At 36.0% G+C, this 406-nt stretch carries 1 protein-coding gene and 1 pseudogene; one reads left to right on the top strand and one right to left on the bottom strand.

The genetic code is table 11. The annotated features are described in order from the left end of the window. Positions 1-132: pseudogene (locus J7R10_RS09165) on the top strand (ArsR family transcriptional regulator); the annotation flags it as partial. Between the two features lie 32 nt (positions 133-164). Here the strand turns inward: J7R10_RS09165 and J7R10_RS09160 are convergent. Then, positions 165-406: nicotinate-nucleotide--dimethylbenzimidazole phosphoribosyltransferase (locus tag J7R10_RS09160; protein ID WP_208436518.1), on the bottom strand; the 242-nt coding region annotated here is incomplete at its 5' end.

Genomic DNA, 406 nt, shown 5'->3' with positions numbered 1-406 from the left:
GATCTTTTTTACAAGAAATTAATTACTAAAATTGATATCCGTGATGTTTCATCTTCTTTTGCAATGGAACAGATTAAATATACAACAGAACTTCCACTCAATTACATAAAACTACAAGAAAAAGCGAGTTAGTAAAGCTCTTAAAGGATTCTTTCAACCCGTTATTATCCTTTAATTAAATCTTCTTGTTCAAAAACCGCCATTTTTGTGTGAGTCAAAACAGCAGCTTTGACAATACCAGCTGCCATGGCCGCACCTGTCCCTTCGCCAAAGCACATTTTCAGATCTAAAAGCGGTTCTTTGCCAATTTTTTTTAACAGTTTACGATGTACCGTCTCAGAAGAAACATGCCCAACAAGAATATGATCAAGAGCTCTTGGGTGCATTTTATAAAGGACTGCTGCTG

This window comes from Bartonella vinsonii subsp. berkhoffii ATCC 51672, from assembly GCF_902825225.1.
Lineage (GTDB): Bacteria > Pseudomonadota > Alphaproteobacteria > Rhizobiales > Rhizobiaceae > Bartonella > Bartonella berkhoffii.
This window is presented reverse-complemented; position numbering and strand designations above follow the sequence as displayed.